The 15,459-nt window shown below is 33.2% G+C and carries 15 protein-coding genes; 6 read left to right on the top strand and 9 right to left on the bottom strand.

Going from position 1 to position 15,459, the window contains the following annotated elements; translation table 11 throughout:
* Positions 1-85: 85 nt before the first annotated feature.
* A complete protein-coding gene (locus tag QLQ95_RS20530; RefSeq protein WP_095929257.1) occupies positions 86-2,422 on the bottom strand; it encodes an ATP-dependent helicase in 2,337 nt (778 codons plus the stop codon).
* A gap of 282 nt (positions 2,423-2,704) precedes the next feature.
* On the opposite strand from QLQ95_RS20530, the gene QLQ95_RS20525 reads away from it, so the two are divergent.
* The gene (locus QLQ95_RS20525) at positions 2,705-2,992 is read left to right on the top strand and encodes a type II toxin-antitoxin system RelE/ParE family toxin (protein WP_095929256.1); all 288 of its coding nucleotides are present in this window, start codon (positions 2,705-2,707) and stop codon (positions 2,990-2,992) included.
* Here QLQ95_RS20525 and QLQ95_RS20520 read toward each other — a convergent pair.
* Both QLQ95_RS20520 and QLQ95_RS20515 read right to left on the bottom strand, forming a co-directional pair.
* On the bottom strand, positions 2,969-3,268 hold the full coding sequence (locus tag QLQ95_RS20520; RefSeq protein ID WP_095929255.1) for a hypothetical protein: 300 nt from the start codon (positions 3,266-3,268) through the stop codon (positions 2,969-2,971). The two genes, QLQ95_RS20525 and QLQ95_RS20520, sit on opposite strands and share 24 nt — an antisense overlap.
* 134 nt (positions 3,269-3,402) lie before the next feature.
* Entirely contained in the window at positions 3,403-4,170 is a 768-nt protein-coding gene (locus QLQ95_RS20515; protein WP_428237135.1) for a sulfite exporter TauE/SafE family protein, read from the bottom strand.
* A 124-nt stretch (positions 4,171-4,294) separates the two neighbouring features.
* On the opposite strand from QLQ95_RS20515, the gene QLQ95_RS20510 reads away from it, so the two are divergent.
* Complete coding sequence (locus QLQ95_RS20510) at positions 4,295-4,819, top strand: DUF7935 family protein (protein WP_095929253.1); 525 nt, start codon at positions 4,295-4,297, stop codon at positions 4,817-4,819.
* Positions 4,820-4,886: 67 nt separating this feature from the next.
* On the opposite strand, the gene QLQ95_RS20505 is transcribed toward QLQ95_RS20510, so the two are convergent.
* Positions 4,887-5,795 (bottom strand): patatin-like phospholipase family protein, encoded by a 909-nt coding sequence (locus tag QLQ95_RS20505; RefSeq protein WP_095929252.1) that lies wholly within the window; start codon positions 5,793-5,795, stop codon positions 4,887-4,889.
* A 109-nt stretch (positions 5,796-5,904) separates the two neighbouring features.
* Positions 5,905-7,968: a M1 family aminopeptidase gene (locus QLQ95_RS20500; RefSeq protein WP_482501459.1), complete on the bottom strand. Its 2,064-nt coding sequence runs from the start codon at positions 7,966-7,968 to the stop codon at positions 5,905-5,907.
* Positions 7,969-8,068: 100 nt separating this feature from the next.
* Here QLQ95_RS20500 and QLQ95_RS20495 point away from each other — a divergent pair, with 100 nt between their 5' ends.
* Genes QLQ95_RS20495 through QLQ95_RS20485 form a run of 3 tightly spaced genes read left to right on the top strand, consistent with a single transcriptional unit; the run spans position 8,069 to position 9,692 of the window.
* Entirely contained in the window at positions 8,069-8,806 is a 738-nt protein-coding gene (locus QLQ95_RS20495) for a Dph6-related ATP pyrophosphatase (protein WP_482504070.1), read from the top strand.
* Entirely contained in the window at positions 8,807-9,187 is a 381-nt protein-coding gene (locus tag QLQ95_RS20490) for a hypothetical protein (RefSeq protein ID WP_482501458.1), read from the top strand.
* Between the two features lies 1 nt (position 9,188).
* Entirely contained in the window at positions 9,189-9,692 is a 504-nt protein-coding gene (locus QLQ95_RS20485; protein WP_482501456.1) for a hypothetical protein, read from the top strand.
* A gap of 2 nt (positions 9,693-9,694) precedes the next feature.
* On the opposite strand, the gene QLQ95_RS20480 is transcribed toward QLQ95_RS20485, so the two are convergent.
* The 4 genes from QLQ95_RS20480 to QLQ95_RS20465 form a co-directional block, all read right to left on the bottom strand.
* Entirely contained in the window at positions 9,695-10,096 is a 402-nt protein-coding gene (locus QLQ95_RS20480) for a hypothetical protein (protein ID WP_482501455.1), read from the bottom strand.
* Complete coding sequence (locus QLQ95_RS20475; protein ID WP_482501453.1) at positions 10,096-10,635, bottom strand: DUF1697 domain-containing protein; 540 nt, start codon at positions 10,633-10,635, stop codon at positions 10,096-10,098. The genes QLQ95_RS20480 and QLQ95_RS20475 overlap by 1 nt, the downstream gene beginning before the upstream one ends.
* A 29-nt stretch (positions 10,636-10,664) precedes the next feature.
* Positions 10,665-12,440 (bottom strand): hypothetical protein, encoded by a 1,776-nt coding sequence (locus tag QLQ95_RS20470; RefSeq protein ID WP_482501451.1) that lies wholly within the window; start codon positions 12,438-12,440, stop codon positions 10,665-10,667.
* A gap of 130 nt (positions 12,441-12,570) precedes the next feature.
* The gene (locus tag QLQ95_RS20465) at positions 12,571-12,996 is read right to left on the bottom strand and encodes a hypothetical protein (protein ID WP_320493602.1); all 426 of its coding nucleotides are present in this window, start codon (positions 12,994-12,996) and stop codon (positions 12,571-12,573) included.
* Between the two features lie 257 nt (positions 12,997-13,253).
* Here QLQ95_RS20465 and recG point away from each other — a divergent pair, with 257 nt between their 5' ends.
* Complete coding sequence (gene recG, locus QLQ95_RS20460; protein WP_095929245.1) at positions 13,254-15,362, top strand: ATP-dependent DNA helicase RecG; 2,109 nt, start codon at positions 13,254-13,256, stop codon at positions 15,360-15,362.
* The last annotated feature ends 97 nt before the right edge of the window (positions 15,363-15,459 follow it).

Here is a 15,459-nt window from a genome sequence, read left to right as displayed (position 1 = left end):
TTTGTTTCAGATATAAAGTTTCAAGTTATGCAGTTATTCTCAAAGTCAAGCAACCTGAAACTTGAAACCTGAAACAAAAATATTATTATCCTACGACATCTAATTTAGCAAATCTTAACAACAATTTCTTAATTCCTCCTACTTCAAATTTAATTTCTGCTTTTCTATCTGGCCCAACACCTTCTAGATTCATCACTTCTCCTTTTCCAAAACGTTCGTGCATTACCACATTTCCAACAGTTAGTTTACTGTCAAATAAATTCGAATTTCCGTTACTTGGCGCATTTCCAGAAACCGGTTTTAGTTTTCTAATATTCAAATCAGGCTTTGGATTGTTGTCTGTAATATGTTTTGGCGGAGTTCCTCCTACCGGTTTTGCCAATCGCAATTTTGATTTATCTACATCTCCAAAAATATCGCCATCAATTGGAGACTTATAACGATAATTTGTTTCGGCTGGAGTCAAATATTCCAAAAACTGACCGTCAATTTCTTCAATAAAACGAGAAGGTTCACTATCCGTTAGTTTCCCCCAACGGTAACGAGACTGGGCATAAGTCAAATACGCTTGATGTTCTGCACGGGTTAACGCTACATAGAACAATCGGCGCTCTTCTTCCAATTCACTTCTTGTACTCATACTCATAGCACTTGGAAACAAATCTTCTTCCATACCCACCACAAATACATGCGGAAACTCCAGCCCTTTTGCTAAGTGAATTGTCATCAAAGCAACACGATCATCATCGTTTGTATCTTTATCCAAATCGGTTGCCAAAGCTACATCTTCCATAAACTCAGAAAGCGCACCTCTTGCTCCATCAATTTCTCTTTGTCCTTCTGTAAAATCCTTAATACCGTTTAAAAGTTCTTCGATATTCTGAATTTTGGCCATTCCTTCAGGAGTAGCATCTTTCTTCAATTCCTGAACCAATCCGGTTTTCTTTGCAACGTGATCTGTAATATAAAAAGCATCTTGATTCTGATCGATAACCTGAAAACTCTGGATCATAGTAACAAAATCTTTCAATTTGTTCTTTGTACCAGCATTCAATTTCAAATCGATTTTATCAATATTTACCATTACTTCCCAAATCGAACGTTTGTAATGATTAGCCGCAATAGTTAATTTTTCAACTGTCGTATCTCCAATTCCACGTGCTGGATAATTGATTACACGAACCAAAGCTTCTTCGTCTTTCGGATTTAGAACCAGACGCAAATAACATAAAACGTCCTTAATCTCTTTACGTTGATAGAAAGACAAACCGCCATAAATTCTATACGGAATATCACGTTTTCTCAAAGCATCCTCCATGGCACGCGACTGAGCGTTGGTACGATACAAAATTGCAAAAGCACCATTATGCAATTGATTTTGCATTTTCTGTTCGAAAATCGTACTTGCAACAAAACGACCTTCTTCTGCATCAGTCAAACTTCTATGAACCTTAATTTTTGGTCCAAATTCGTTTGCTGTCCAAACCACTTTATCTAGTTTGGTTTTATTGTGTTCCATCACGGTATTTGCCGCTTCTACAATATTTCTTGTTGAACGGTAATTCTGCTCTAAACGGAACATAATTACGCCTTCGTAATCTTTCTGGAAATTCAGAATGTTATTGATATTCGCACCACGGAAAGCATAAATACTCTGCGCATCATCTCCAACCACACAGATATTCTGAAATCTATCCGATAAAGCTCTAACAATCAAATATTGAGAGTGATTCGTATCTTGGTACTCATCAACCAAAATATAACGGAAACGATCTTGGTATTTAGCTAAAACCTCAGGAAAACGAGTCAATAATTCGTTGGTTTTCAACAACAAATCATCGAAATCCATTGCACCAGCCTTAAAACAGCGATCAACATATTGCTGATAAATCTCTCCTAATCTTGGTCTTTTAGCCATTGCATCGGCCTCAACCAATTCTGGATTGTTAAAATAAGCTTTAACCGTAATTAAACTATTTTTATAATTAGATATACGTCCTAAAACTTGTTTTGGTTTGTAAACATCACGATCCAGCTGCATTTCTTTTATAATAGAAGAAATCAATCTAGCCGAATCTTGAGAATCATAAATGGTAAAATTTGAAGGATACCCCAAGTGATCTGATTCGGCACGCAGAATACGAGCAAAAATAGAGTGGAAAGTTCCCATCCAAAGGTTCTTTGCTTCGCTCGCTCCCACAATATCCGAGATCCTGTGTTTCATCTCGCGGGCTGCTTTATTGGTAAAAGTAAGCGACAAAATATTGAAGGCATCAATACCTTGAGCCATCAAATACGCAATTCTAATTGTTAAAACACGTGTTTTTCCCGAACCTGCACCAGCAATAATAATCATTGGCCCGTCTTTCTTTAAAACAGGCGCTCTCTGCGCTTCGTTGAGCTGGTCAATATATTTCTGCATGTAATTTTCTCCTTTTATGCAAAAATAAGAATTAAAAAAGAAAGTTCCTAAGATGCTTTTGGAAGGTTCTAAGTTCCTAAGATTCTAAGATGCTAAGTTTTTTTTTGAAGCCAAACAAATGGCATTTTATTAGACATGGTTTCCCGCTTTCGGCTTTATCTCTCCGCTCCGCTACGAGGATACCGCCTCAATCGGGGCTAAAATCCAAGCAATTGTTGTTGATTTTTTTTGAAAGAAAATTCTTTAAAATTATTTTTATATTTGCAACTTATGTAAAAGCAAATGAAAGTAAAATTAACAGAAAATGCCGAAAAGACATTTTCGCAAATTATTAGTAACTATAGTGATCAAAAAGCTGCTAAGTTTTCAAATCAAACCATCTCCACAATAGAAGTAATTATTCAGAATAATTTCATAGGTTCTAAATATAAAAAAACTTCTTATAGAAAATTTCCAATATCAAATCAAGTATTTTTATTCTATTTAATAGAAGAAAAAACAATTTATATTGCTCTATTCTGGGACAATAAAAGAAATCCCTTGGAATTAGATATTATACTTAGCTCTTAATTTTTGTTTAAAATCTTCAAAATCTACTGTTCTTCCAGCTTTTATATCTTCTTGACTTTTTTGTAATTCCTGCATTAAAATTTCTTCGGGAAATAGTAAAGAAGTAATTAGCTTTACTTCTTGATGTGTAAAACTATTAGATTTCAATTTTCTATAATAAGTTGCGTGTTTTAATCCTAGTTTTTGAATAAAAAACTCTGTTTTGTAATAAGATTTATCTATTAGTTCGGGCAACGAATTAATGTAATTCTCATAATTTTCAACTATTTCTATCATTTTTCGTAAATTAAATTCTCAAAATATGATACAAAAATAGTCAATTTATAGTTACAAAAAACAACTTTAACTATAAGTTCAAAAAATAGAAAACTAAGCATCTTAGAACCTTAGCAACTCAGAATCTTAGAATCTTACTTAAAAAACACATCATAAGCAAATCGAATCAAAGTACCCACAACAACTATCAAAAAGAAAATTCTAATAAATCCGTTTCCTTTGTTGATGGCTAGTTTTGCTCCAAGCCACCCTCCCAATCCATTGCTAATTGCCATCGGAATTGCAATTGTCCAAATGATTTTTCCTTTAATCATAAATAGGCAAATCGAACCGAAATTGGTTGCTAAATTTACCATTTTAGCATTCGCAGAAGCGTGAAGAAAATCGAATCCTAAAAGAGCAATAAAGGCTACAACAAAGAAACTTCCAGTTCCAGGTCCGATAAATCCGTCGTAAAAGCCAACAATTACACTAATAACAACAGCATAAAATATTTGGGTAGCCATCGAATGGTCTTTAGCAACATGCTGTCCGAAATTTTTCTTGGCGTAGGTATATACAAATAACAACGATAAAACCACCAACAAAAGCGGTTTCATAAAATCATTGCTTACCATGGTCAAAATTGTAGATCCTAAAAATGCCGACGGAACCGCCAAACACATCATAATAATTAACAGTTTCCACTGAATCACGACTTTCTTTAAATATTGAAAAGCGGCAAAAGCAGTTCCGCTAAATGCTGGAATTTTCAAGGTTCCAACTACAGTCGAAACAGGAAGATTTGGTAATAAAATTAATCCCATTGGTGTTTGGATTAATCCACCGCCGCCTACAATTGCATCAATAAATCCCGCAGCAAAAGCCGCCAAACAAAGAAAAAGTATTAAGTATGAATCCATTAAAAATATATTTTGGTCTCAATAAAAAACAAGTTGCAAAAGTACATCTTCCTTTTTGTTTATTACCATAAATTTAAAGTTGATTTTTGATCAAAAAGTATATTTTTGCTTAAAAATTATTCAAATGGATTTCAACAAAATAATAGAACTTGCGAGTTATACTTTACCAGCCTTAGTTACAGGAGTTGTAGCTTATCGTTTTTTTGAGTTACATATTAAAAACAATGACAGAAAACGTGCTTTTTTATTAAACAAACAAGCACACAAAGAATCGTTGCCACTACGTTTACAGGCTTACGAGCGTATGACTTTATTTTTGGAGCGTATCAACTTGACCAAATTATTAATCAGAGTTTCTCCTATTTCTCAAAATAAACATGATTACGAAAATTATGTAATTGACCAAATTGAACAAGAATTCGAGCACAATTTAACACAGCAGATTTATATGTCAGAAGACTGCTGGACAATCATTATAACTGCAAAAAATGCAACAATCCAAATGATTCGTAAAGCCGCCATGAGCGATAAAGTTGAAAATGCTGATAAACTTCGTGAAGTAATCTTAAATGATTTATTAGAAAAACAATCTCCAAGTAATGCCGCTTTAAGTTTCATTAAAAGTGAAGTTGCAGAACTTTGGTATTAAAAATATTTAGGATTTTAGATTTTAGAAGGTAGATTAAGTTCTTCAATCTAAAATCTAAAATCTAAAATTAAATGAAAATCTTATTGTCACTCATTACTTCAGATTTATTCTGAGCGTACTCATAACCTTGTTCCCACCATTCTTTCATTACCTCTTTATTAAAAATCAAGGCATTATCGGTTAATTTTATGGGAGTGTAATATAAATTTAGTTTTACATTCTTATTGTTTGCCATAAGTTTTCCTATAGCAATATCATGTTTTTCAACCTGATCTAAGGCAATTCGGAACAAATCGATCATTAATGAAAACGGATTCTTCCCGATTACTGTTTTAGTCGTATTAACCTCCGTTTCAAGCACAATTACGTCTATTTCTGTAGCTCCTCTGTTAATTGCTTCACGTATTGGAACTAAGCTTGAAAATCCGCCATCACCATATTCGCAGTTGTTTTTTTCAACCAAACTCATAAAAGGAACATAATTGCTCGATATCCAAGACCACTCGCAAAATTCTTCGTACGTACAGTCTTTTACAGATTTATATTCAGATTCGTTTTTAGTAAAATTGGTTACAGTAACGATAACGTCGGTTTTTAGTTTTTTGAGTTTATTAAAATCTGAAAGAGAAAAATTATTCTGAATATACTTTTTCAACCCTTTACTTTCTCCAAAAGTTCGTTTTCCTTTAAAAAACTGACGTAATACATTAAAGTGATTAATTGTCACAATGTCTACTCCATCTTTGGATTTCACCACAAATGGGCAAATATTGAAGATGCTTGACATGGTAACATTGGTATATACAGAATGTATTTTTTTGATATGACCGAGAGCTAAATGCGGAATCAATAAACTTCCGGTAGAAGTTCCTATAAATAAATCGTATTCATGTTTCTTTTCTTCTATTAGATACTGGGCAACACCGCCGGCAAATGCGCCTTTACTGCCACCACCTGAAATAACCAATGCTCTCATAAATTGTAATATAGGTTTTGTTTTTGGATTTTATTTAAGCTGAAAGAATATAGAATATAGAAAAAAGACTTCTACTCAATCTATTTTTCTATTTTCTATTCTCTATTCTCTAAAGCTCTTTCAACAAACGATTCAACTGGAATTGCTCATCGGGTGTCAAATTAGGTAAAATTCTATTAAATGAAGCACGCATTTCAGGATTTTTTAGCAGAAGTCTAATTGTGTCTCTTCCAAATTTTGAAAACTGCCACATATGGTGTGTAGTGGCGCTAACTAAATTACTCAAAACCTGATCGTTAATAATTTTGAAGGCTATTAACTTTTCTAAAGCATTTTGTCGTGTTGTAGCTTCATATTTGGTAGACGAAAACGCAATCAACTCATTTACTAAAGAATCTGGATCATTACTATAGTTTGGTGTTGACAAAGCAAGAGAAAGCCACAACGTTCTTAGATTATAATCATTAAAACCAATCCAATTTTTAGATTTATCCAAATATCCTGTTCTATGATTGGGGAAATTTCTCCACAACCAATACAGTGCTGCTTCTTGTGTCTGATAGGATTTATCATCTAAAAGTGTTTCATAATTTGCTCTAAAATCTTCTGGAACTTTGGTTAAAGATCCAGCAAGATTTTGACGGACTTTAATATTATTGGTTTGCATTGCTAAAAGCAAAAGCGACTTTTTGTCTTCGTATTTTTCATTTTCCAACTGATCAACAACCGCTTCTTTTACAGATTGGTAAACATCTGATTCTAAAACGTTTTTCAAGATATCTGTTTTCTCTCCTAATGGCGTTTTTTTCAATTTATCGATTTCCAATCTTTTTTGGATTGCTTCGTTTTTACTTAATAAAGCATTTGCAGTCGGCGTATCAAAAGCAGTTGATTCCAGCCAAGTTTTTTGAAATTTATCCAAATCGAAATCAGATACTTTTTTTATCTCGTCGAAAAAATTCTGTGTGTTTACGGTTTGATAAGCGTATTTATTTAAATAACTTTTAATTGCTTTTTTAAACGCCTTATCTCCAATAGATTCATGCAAAACGAATAACGCCCAAGCTCCTTTTTCGTAAAATGTCAGCGAACTTGCTTTTGGATTTAAAACTGGAATAGTATCGGTGCGAGAAGCAAATTTTATCTGCTGTGCCGTATCGTATAATTTAGAATAAAAGTAATCTTCTCCGTAAATATCTTTTTCAGCAAGCAAGGCAAAGTATGTTGCAAATCCTTCCTGAAGCCAATGGTGCGTACTACTTTCAGCTGTAATCAAATCTCCAAACCAATGATGCGCCAATTCATGCGCATCTACATTGGTATAATTTCGATCGCAAAAACCTGTTGAATCTACTACATATCGTGTTGCAAAAAGAGTTGAAGTTGTATTCTCCATTCCAGCATACAAAAAGTCTCTAACAGGAATCTGTCTGTTAATCTTCCAAGGATATTTTACGCCAATTTCTTTTTCCAGAAAATCAAAAATTCGTTTTGAATAACGATAAGTGGGTTCAAAACGATCTGCATCTTTAGGCTCGTAATAATATTCTAAAGGTATTCTGCTTTTAGATTTAAACTCTTTTTTATCATATTTTCCGATTGCCAGCATTAACAAATACGAACTCATTGGCTTCTCCATCTGATATTGCCAGTGATTTAGATTTCCGTTAGCTGTTTTTTCTTTTAAAACCCCGTTTGAAACTACTTGATAGTCTTTATCGTAAGAAATGCCTAGATTAAAAATCAATTTTTCATTCACATCGTCAAAACTCGGAAACCAATTGCTCGTGTATCTTCCCTGCCCTTGTGTCCAGATTTGTACTTCGTCATTTTCCATATCCACAAAATACAAGGCTTGTTTTGGTTTTGTTGAATAATTAAAAGTTAGACGATTTTCTCCTTTTTTAAATGGAAAAACCAATTTTAATTGTTTGGTTGTATTAATGAAAATGATTTCTTTCTCGTTGATTTTCACATTCGAGAATTCCATGTTTTTAGCGTCAAGCGAAATAGTATCACAGTCCTTTAAAACCTCAAATTGAAAATCGACAGCACCCGAAACTGTTTTTTCTTTTGAATTTAAAGACAATTGACCTGAAACAGATTTAAAATCGGCATATTGCGTTTGCTGTGCAAAAAGAAAACCGGTGAATAATAAAAAAATGTATTTCATTGAAACAAATTTGAAGGCGAAATCCCAAAGTTACAAAAGGTTTCCTTTACAAATAGAATGAAATTTGTAAGTTTACAATATAAAACCGCAAATCGTGTCTATACCTCAAAAAGCCTTATTTAACTGGAGCAGCGGTAAAGATTCTGCTCTAGCCTTATACAAAACACTTCAAAATACTGATTTTCAGATAGAATGTTTATTGACAAGCGTAAATCAGCAATATCAACGCATTTCGATGCACGGTATTCGCGTTGAACTATTGCAGGAACAAGCGCAAAGCATCGGAATTCCGTTAAAAATTCTTGAAGTTCCAGAAATGCCAACTATGGAAGTTTATGAAAAAGTAATGACTGAAGTCTTAACCGAATTAAAAGAAAACGGAATAACACATTCTATTTTTGGAGATATTTTTTTGGAAGATTTGCGTCAATATCGCGAAAATCAGTTGGCAAAAATTGGCTTAAAAGGTGTTTTTCCTATCTGGAAAATTCCAACTCAAGATTTAATTCACGAGTTTATTGCATTGGGATTCAAAACAATTGTGGTTTGTGTAAACGAAAAATATTTAGACAAAAGTTTTGTTGGTAGAGTTATCGATCAGGATTTCATAAATGACTTACCTAAAAATGTAGATGTTTGTGGTGAAAACGGTGAATTTCATACTTTTACTTTTGACGGGCCAATATTTTCTAAACCAATTGATTTTGAAATTGGCGAAATTGTTTATCGAAAATATGAAAAACCAGAAAAGAAAGATTCGTCAAACACAGCTTGCGATACCAATGATGAAACTGCTTTTGATTTTGGATTTTGGTATTGTGATTTAATTAAAAAGTAAATGAAGTTTTTTTATAAATTTATATTTCTAGTTCTTATTTCTTTCTCTTTGCAAAGTTGTTTGGTTAACAGATGCAAAAGGCCTCAAATTACCGGCTATATTTACGATGCAGAAACGAAACAACCTATAGGAAATTGTACTGTTGGAGAGACTTTAAGTCAAACAAACGGTTACTTTACATTAGCAGAGAAGCGTTATCGCCAATTTACATTTTTTGGTTTCGAGGCGCCAACTTTAGCTGTAAATGAAGAGATTAAAAAAGAAGGTTACGAATCTCAAAACATTCAATTTATACAGCCTTTTGGCGGTGGAATGAAAAAAGGAGCTTTTCATAATGCAGACACTATTTACATCAAGAAGACTATTTTAAAAACAAACTAATATGGCTTTAAAAGAAAATGATGAAGTAAAAAAAGTACTATTCTTTTTGAATGAAATTGGTATTGAAATTATTGAAAAAGAGCTTGAAGCAACCTTTTTGCCAGGTTTAGATTTAGGGCCCAATTGCATTTATATCGATTATAGTAAACTATTATATCCTGGCGATATTTTACATGAAGCTGGACATCTTGCAGTAACAATTCCTTCAGAAAGAGAATTGGTTGGTTCTACACAAATTTCTAAAGATTGGCCGACTCAAGGCGACGAAATTGCTGCTATTTTATGGTCGTATGCCGCGTTGCATCATTTACAATTTCCTGCTGAATTTGTATTTCATCCAAACGGATACAAAGGTCATTCTGACTGGTTTATTTCGAACTTCGAATCTGAAAATTATATGGGATTGCCTCTTCTGGAATGGATGGGATTGTGTCTTGGAAATGAAAAAGCCGAAAAAGAAAATAAATCTCCTTTTCCGGCTATGCAAAAATGGATTCGGGATTAATCTTAAGTAGATTGGTCTACAAAAGTTTTCAAGAACCATTTGTTATCTTTTAGTTCAAAGATGTAATCAATATAAATTCCGCTATCGAGTCCTCGTTCTTGAAGTGTGACTTTATTTTTCTTTACCACCAAGGCGCGCTTCAAATATTTCTCATCCGATTTTCTATTCAAATTAAGGGATTTATAATTTTCTTTTGGCATTGTATAATCCGCTAATTCAAAATCATCATTATTCATTTTATACTTTAAAGGAAAAATAACTCTACTAATTTGAAATTTCTGATCTTCATTAAATTTCTTAAAAAAGACATTAAAATCTTCTGGAGCTGTTTTGGCGTTCTGAGCATAAACTGCAGCATTTAAACTCATTGCAAAAACAAAAACTATAAAAAAGTACTTTTTCATTATTCTTCATACATTTTAAGCAAGTTCGTAACGGTATTCCAGTTTCGAATTGTTGCTGTTACATTTAATTTTTTCTCGATATATTTTTGATCAAAACGTGTTTTTCCAGCACCAACGGCATATTTAATAAAAATCCTGTTTTCATCGATACTGGCTTCGTCTGGTTTAAACTGACTGATTTTCAAATCGTTTATACTTTCCTTTTTTAAATTTATTGAAACAAAAGCCACATAAAGCTTTTTGGTATCAATATCTTTCTCTTTTAAAAACGGATTATTGGCAAAACAAGATTCTAAGTTCTCTTTGGTAATCATCACAACAGGAACTTCGTGGCCAAAAACTTTAAATATTTCCTGTTTGATCATAAAACCAACTTTAGAGGCTTCTTCTTCGCTGTCTACAAAGACATTTCCAGATTGCAGATACGTTCTAACATTCTGAAAACCAATATTTTCCAGCATTGCTTTCAAAGCTTCCATTTTCATCATGTTATGCCCAGAAACGTTGATTCCGCGTAAAAGCGCTAAATGTGTTTTCATTTTTTCTAATTTAGGTCAAAGATAAAAAACTATTCGTCATCATCTTCTTCACTAATTTCAATATCAAATTTCACTAAGAAATCATTGAACTTCTGCTTGTACTTTCTTTTTGCTTGTGCTACAATTTCGTCTGCTTCTTCATTAGATTCTATTGCATCAAAACCAAACTGTTCTTTAACCCATTCTTGAAACTCTTCTTTATTCTCGCTTTCTTCATAATATTCTTCATCTTTATAAAAATAAGCAGAATCAAAATCAACAGAAATTTCAGTGTCTAATGTCAGAAGCTGAATTAGTTTACGAGTGCTTTCTGCCACAACGTGAACACCACCTTCATCGCCAAAAACAACAATCGGGCAATTATTCAAATCTTTGTCAATAAGCCAATACGCATATGAACTTCCAGATCCGTTTGCGCCTGCAAATTCGATAAAACTATTGTAAAATTCCTCTTCTTCAGACCATGTTTTTATTCCTGTTTTCTCTTCAGTTATAGTAAGTCCAAAACATTCCGAATAAGATTCTACTCCATGTTCTTGCTCGAACTCATACAATTTCACTAAATCTTCAGGTAATTTATAGCTGCCAAATTGAACTGCAAATTCTTCCAATGAAAAACTGCCGTCATAATCTGCATATTCTGTTTCATCCTCTTCGTCATCTTCTTCTTCGGCTTCTGGAGCCATCAATATTTCAAATGTTTTAAGGACAGCATTTTTTACGCAGAAAAACTCAATTCCGGGAGCATTTTCGTCATTCATCCATTGGTATTTTGGATCTCCGTTTTCATCAAGATATTCCAGAATAATCATAATTTCTTCATCTTCATGACACCACAAAGCACGCATTCGGATATTAAAACCATTTGAAATTTCTTCAGAAATCTGGCTGTATTTTTTTCCTTCATAATCAAAAGGAATAAACAAATAAGTGGTTCCAGAAATATGTCTAACGATTTTTCCGTTTTCTTTCAATTCTTCATTTTCAGATAAAACTTCGACCATATTGATAAACTGATTACGGAAATCTGCATACGAATACTGCTCTTTTTTATCGTAATCTAAGATTGAAAGTCCTTCTTTAAAAATATCCAAATAGTTATTGCCCAATATTTCGCTTCCATAACTAGAAAGTTCTACAAAAGCATCGTCTACAATATCTGACAGTTTGTGTGTTGAAGGCAGATAATTCTCGACAGTTATAATAGATCCGTCAGTGTCTTGCACATTGCTACAAATCAAAACGTCGGGTCTGCCCGAACTTATGATCGCCTGGACATCTGTAAAACGTTCAAAATGAAATAGCATATCATCTGTATAAACCAGCCAAGCTATAAGATCACCTTTTACAAAAAGTTCTCCGTGATTATATTCTCCCGCAAGCGTATCGCACTGTAAGCCTCCGCCCAAATAATGAACGCTTCCAAACAAATTGATATTGACTGTTGTTGTCTTTCCTAAAACAATTAAAGCCGGAGAATTATCCGTATCAAAAGAACTGATAAGCTTTGCAACTGTTAGATTTCCTTTGAAAATAAATCCTAAAATGAAAATATCCGGATGTTCTTCGGTACTAAAATCCATCTCAAACAAGTCCATTTCTACATCATCTTCTGCTAATAGAAATATCGGATTTTCTTCGTAATCAGGAAAACGCCAAGTATCTTCAAAAACATTATAAATTTTCTGATTCTTGAAATCGATAAGATCTCCTATAATATTGTTGGCTTCGTGTCGGTTAATTACTTTGAATGTAATACCAGAAAACACCATAGTTTCAAAAGGAACTTTTTCTTCTTTAATCATAATTTGAGGCTTATAATTTAAATGTTTTAACAAATCTAATAATCTTTTTTATTAAAATTATACTGACGATAAAAATAAAAAACTCTGTTAGTTTCCCAACAGAGTTTTACAGCTTTTACTTATTTCAATTTTAATTTGCTTTCTTAAATACAAAACTGCCGTCACATGCGCGAGCATCATCTAGCAGATGTCCTGACTTGTCCAGAGTAAAACTTTCTATCAAACTGCCTGTACAGTTTGAAATGAATGAATTCTCCTTTTTCTCTTTATAAGTTAATATAAAACGAGTTAGATTTTCTTTGCTTATAATCTCAAAAGTTCCTGTAAGTGTTACATCAATATTTTCATAAACTCTCCTTTTTGAAAATGTATTGTCTTTATTAAATACATAAGAATACTGTTTTGAAGAAGGGGCGTTTGAAAACTTAGCCTCGGTATACTGTATCCACTTCCCGTAATAATCTGTAACGGCTGCATCTGCCTTGTCGCTTGAATCGTCGTTAGAACAAGAAATTAAAGAAACAAACATTGCAATCAAAAGTCCAATTTTTTTCATTTTTATAGTTTTTAATGAGTTAATTATTATTAAGATTTTCCTTTCTTAAAACAGTTGCGTCTAAACATTACAACTTAACGATAAGTTAATATTCAAACACTTGAAAACAACAAATCATTTTTAAAATTCCCAATTAAAATCTATCTTCGCTTCTTAATAAAATTCCAATTAAATAAATTCCAAATTCCAATTCCGTCCCGAATTTTCAGGATAGAAACCAAATCTAAAATCAGCAATCTAAAATCTAAAATAAATTAATGTCTAATAATCTTCTAGAAACTCCAATTGAATACTTAAAAGGTGTTGGTCCGAGCCGTGGCCAGCTGCTTCGTAAGGAATTGGGCATTCATAAATATGGAGATTTAGTCAATCTTTTTCCGAATCGATATATTGACAGAACGCGTTATTACAAGATTAATGAATTGCAGAATACGGGTTCTGAAGTCCAGATTATTGGAAAAATAATCAATATTAAAACCGTTGAATTTGCCAAAAACAAAAAGCGTCTCGTAGCAACTTTTGTTGACGATACTGGGCAAATTGATTTGAATTGGTTTCAAGGCCATAAATGGATTCGTGAAAGTTTAAAACTGAACGAACCTTTGGTTATTTTTGGAAAATGTTCATTGTATGGAAGCCAATTTAGTATGGCGCATCCCGAAATTGAATTGTTAAGCGAACACGAAAGAAGTTTACGTTCGGCTATGCAGCCCGTTTATCCTTCGACAGAAGCTTTGGCTAATAAAGGAATTTCCAACCGTACCATTAATAAGTTGATGGAACAGCTTTTCTTGGAAACACAGGCATTGTTTACAGAAACTTTTCCGCCGTTTTTAATTGAAGAATTAAAACTGATTCCGAAACGCGCTGCATTATTCAACATTCATTTTCCAAAAAGCGCCGAGATTTTAGCGAAAGCGCAATTCCGACTAAAATTTGAAGAATTGTTCTTTATTCAGCTGCAATTAATTACAAAGAATCTCATTCGAAAACATAAAATAAAAGGACATCCATTTGACAAAGTGGGAGAACTTTTTAATGAATTTTATAAAAATCATTTGCCTTTTAATTTAACGAATGCTCAAAAAAGAGTTATCAAAGAAATTAGGACAGATATGGGCAGTAATGCTCAAATGAATCGTTTGCTTCAAGGTGACGTGGGTTCTGGAAAAACGATTGTGGCTTTTATGAGTATGCTTTTGGCAATTGATAATGGTTTTCAGGCTTGTTTGATGGCGCCGACAGAAATCTTGGCCAATCAGCATTTTTTGGGTTTATCTGAATTTGCTAAAACACTAAATATCAATATTCGAATTTTAACAGGTTCTACTAAAACTGCTGAAAGAAAAATTATTCATGAAGAACTAGAAAGCGGACAACTTAAAATTTTGATTGGAACTCATGCTTTATTGGAAGATAAAGTGCAATTTCAGAATTTAGGCTTGGCTGTAATTGATGAACAGCATCGTTTTGGAGTGGAACAAAGATCTAAATTGTGGAAGAAAAACGATATTCCGCCACACGTTTTAGTCATGACCGCTACTCCTATTCCCAGAACGCTGGCAATGAGTTTATATGGCGATTTGGATATTTCGGTTATTGATGAATTACCTCCTGGAAGAAAACCAATTCAGACCGTACATCGTTATGATACGAATAGATTAAAAGTCTGGAAATTTCTTCGTGATGAAATTGCAAAAGGAAGACAAATCTATATTGTTTACCCGCTTATTCAGGAGTCTGAAAAAATGGATTATAAAGATTTAATGGACGGTTATGAAAGTATTTCTCGCGATTTTCCGCTTCCGCAATATTCTATTTCTATTCTTCACGGAAAAATGAAGCCAGCTGATAAAGATGCTGAAATGAAGCGTTTCTCTGAAGGAAAAACAAATATCATGGTGGCAACAACTGTAATTGAGGTTGGTGTAAACGTGCCAAATGCGAGTGTAATGATTATAGAAAGTGCCGAACGATTTGGGCTTTCTCAATTGCATCAGCTCCGCGGGCGCGTGGGTCGTGGTGCCGAACAGAGTTATTGCATCTTAATGACCGGACATAAATTAAGCTCTGATAGCAAAACTAGAATGGAAACCATGGTGCAAACCAACGATGGTTTTGAAATTGCCGAAGTTGACTTAAAACTTCGTGGTCCCGGCGATTTAATGGGAACGCAGCAAAGTGGCGTTTTAAACCTTCAAATTGCTGATATTGTAAAAGACAGAGATATTTTATCTCTGGCAAGAAATTATGCCATGAAAATCTTAAAAGAAGATTCTGCTCTCCAAAAACCAGAACACGCTGTTTTAAGAAACATCTTTATAGAATTAACCAAGAAAAAGAATATTTGGAATTATATTAGTTAAGGTGCTAAGGTTCTGAGGTTCTGAGAATTCTAAAAAAAGCTCAAAGATTAAACATTTAATCTTTGAGCTTTTTAAACTTTTTAAACTTAAAAGCTTA

The sequence above is a fragment of the Flavobacterium sp. B330r genome, assembly GCF_056824325.1.
The sequence above is the reverse complement of the archived record's forward strand: the minus strand, read 5'-3'. Positions and strand labels throughout refer to the sequence as shown.

What these genes read in the sequence shown, in the direction of transcription:
- QLQ95_RS20530 (WP_095929257.1), bottom strand. Translation starts at nt 2,422, where the DNA reads ATGCAGAAATATATTGACCAGCTCAACGAAGCGCAGAGAGCGCCTGTT.
- QLQ95_RS20525 (WP_095929256.1), top strand. Translation starts at nt 2,705, where the DNA reads ATGAAAGTAAAATTAACAGAAAATGCCGAAAAGACATTTTCGCAAATT.
- QLQ95_RS20520 (WP_095929255.1), bottom strand. Translation starts at nt 3,268, where the DNA reads ATGATAGAAATAGTTGAAAATTATGAGAATTACATTAATTCGTTGCCC.
- QLQ95_RS20515 (WP_428237135.1), bottom strand. Translation starts at nt 4,170, where the DNA reads ATGGATTCATACTTAATACTTTTTCTTTGTTTGGCGGCTTTTGCTGCG.
- QLQ95_RS20510 (WP_095929253.1), top strand. Translation starts at nt 4,295, where the DNA reads ATGGATTTCAACAAAATAATAGAACTTGCGAGTTATACTTTACCAGCC.
- QLQ95_RS20505 (WP_095929252.1), bottom strand. Translation starts at nt 5,795, where the DNA reads ATGAGAGCATTGGTTATTTCAGGTGGTGGCAGTAAAGGCGCATTTGCC.
- QLQ95_RS20500 (WP_482501459.1), bottom strand. Translation starts at nt 7,968, where the DNA reads ATGAAATACATTTTTTTATTATTCACCGGTTTTCTTTTTGCACAGCAA.
- QLQ95_RS20490 (WP_482501458.1), top strand. Translation starts at nt 8,807, where the DNA reads ATGAAGTTTTTTTATAAATTTATATTTCTAGTTCTTATTTCTTTCTCT.
- QLQ95_RS20485 (WP_482501456.1), top strand. Translation starts at nt 9,189, where the DNA reads ATGGCTTTAAAAGAAAATGATGAAGTAAAAAAAGTACTATTCTTTTTG.
- QLQ95_RS20480 (WP_482501455.1), bottom strand. Translation starts at nt 10,096, where the DNA reads ATGAAAAAGTACTTTTTTATAGTTTTTGTTTTTGCAATGAGTTTAAAT.
- QLQ95_RS20475 (WP_482501453.1), bottom strand. Translation starts at nt 10,635, where the DNA reads ATGAAAACACATTTAGCGCTTTTACGCGGAATCAACGTTTCTGGGCAT.
- QLQ95_RS20470 (WP_482501451.1), bottom strand. Translation starts at nt 12,440, where the DNA reads ATGATTAAAGAAGAAAAAGTTCCTTTTGAAACTATGGTGTTTTCTGGT.
- QLQ95_RS20465 (WP_320493602.1), bottom strand. Translation starts at nt 12,996, where the DNA reads ATGAAAAAAATTGGACTTTTGATTGCAATGTTTGTTTCTTTAATTTCT.
- recG (WP_095929245.1), top strand. Translation starts at nt 13,254, where the DNA reads ATGTCTAATAATCTTCTAGAAACTCCAATTGAATACTTAAAAGGTGTT.